At 37.0% G+C, this 2086-nt stretch carries 1 protein-coding gene; it reads right to left on the reverse strand.

All coding sequences use genetic code 11. The features are described 5' to 3' along the window. A partial coding sequence (locus tag KDK16_RS00490; protein ID WP_257274218.1) for a hypothetical protein occupies positions 1-1948 on the reverse strand: 1948 nt, incomplete at its 3' end. Between the last annotated feature and the right edge of the window lie 138 nt (positions 1949-2086).

The following is a 2086-nucleotide window of genomic DNA, read 5'->3' on the forward strand; positions in this document are numbered from 1 at the left end:
GGATATTTTCAGGGACAGGCTGCAAAGGGATTTTAGCCTTTCTGCACTGATGAATGTACTGAAATAATGCGTGTAAAAATTGGTTAATCAATTTGATTTCCTGTACCGTTTTTGGACAACGGAAAAAACGAAATTCCAGCGTTGATAATTTTTTGACTTTACTTGCTCCGGTAATATGTAATAAAGAAATAGCCATGTACTTTTCCATATAATCGTCACCCACTCCACCAAGCCCCCTTTGTATAGTCGTCATATGAACAAGTTGGTTATAAAAATGCACAAATTGATTAAGCCTGTCTTTTTTTTCCGAATCATTTTTGCTTTTATAGCTTGACTCTTCAGTACAACCTTCTTCTATTTTTTTATTATATCGATCAATGATCCAATTTAACCGCTTCACTGCAAATAGCTTTGTGTCTGGATTATAATCAGCAAATGTTTTATACCATTTGGCTTCATCGTTCTGCAGGATACGATCATTATTTCCAAATGCCCTCAGCAAAAAAGGGTTTCGCTGGATCTCAGACTCCAAAGCCAGAAGCACACTAGTATCACCCTGAGTGGCACTCAAGACATCGACGTGTTTATGCCCGGAGCTATAATCAATCAACCCGTCTTTGCGCATTGAATCAGTCACTTCAATGACCTTTTCAAAAGATAATTCCGCGAGTTGATCATCAGCATGATAAGGCGTGCAGATTATTTCAAACCACTTCCGAGTATCATAAAAAGGAAACAGGGTAAAGTTACTGTCAAATCCACAGCGTGAATCAAATTTTTTAGCGGTAACGTGGTTAGTTAACTCTTTTTCTGCGAATCGAGATGAAAAAATGCTAACAAGCTTCCCCTCTGAATCAGAAATTACATTTTTTACATCATATTCAAGCTCTTCTCCAAATTTAGGGTTTAATTTGTTTTCCGATTTTGCTTCATTCTCAGTGGATAAAGGGCAACCATCAAAAAGAGTGTCGACAATACCATCACAACGCCGAAAAAAAATAACATCCATAACATGTCGATTAAAAAACTCTCTCATATCAATTTTGTTGATACGCAAAGCAATGGTTAACAAATTACTCGGGTAAAATAATAAACTACCACTATCGATAATTTTTTGCCTGAATTTCACGGCAAAATTAAATATGATAACCAGCTCAGAAAAAAGGCCTCCTGAAGGAAGAAGGGTTTGAAAAAATGGAAATATATCCTTCAGCAATTTCTCGTAGGTGAATTCATTTTTATTCATTAAAAAAAATCTAACATTTGGGATTACATCATTTGGTACGTTCTCTCTTTTGTTGAGATAATCCACCAGAATGTCCCCCAGACTATAAAATAATCGACTCCTGTTTCTTTTAGGTTCCGCTGCCGCTCGTTCGGTAAAAATAGCATTCAGGAAAGACTGTATCTCTTCGACTCGTTTCTGGCTGATGATCTTACCCGCCACATATTTATCGGTGCTGCTTTCAACCGTAAAACACCGATCATGAACCAGACCTTCCCGGTATAAAATAAAATCGATAAAAATTTCTGTTAATTCGTCTCTTTGATCATCTTCATAACTCTCTCTTGCAATTTTTTCGTACCTCAGTGTGTGTATGAGTTTTTTAATGGTATTTCGAAAGCATTTTGCCACTTCATCAGCACTAAATATCTCGCTCGGCCTGCTTTTGACTTCATCTATGCCCTCACAACCGTCAGAATTAAAGCAGTGAGAAACTTTTCGATCAGGAATAGGCTGATTGACCATCTGATGACTGCAATCTGGTACAATACAACCAAATTCTCGCATCTGCTTTATCGGTGCAGAGGATTTATCTTCAACCAATCGCTTTCTTGAAAAACTTTTAACCACTCTCTGCTCTGAATCAAAACTTTCATCATTCTTCTCAGCAAGACTGTTTTTATGAGGTTCGTAAGCATCTGTTACAGTAGTGTTTATATTCATAAATCCCTCTATTGAACACATTTAATTCTCTTAAGCTATACATGCTTTAGACCATTAATTTCCAAAAAAGATCCAGAACAATAATTCATCTAGCAGCCTGTCGGACTTAAGCGTCCGTAGCGAGGATTGCAAGAAATT

The organism is Endozoicomonas sp. SESOKO4 (assembly GCF_024606275.1).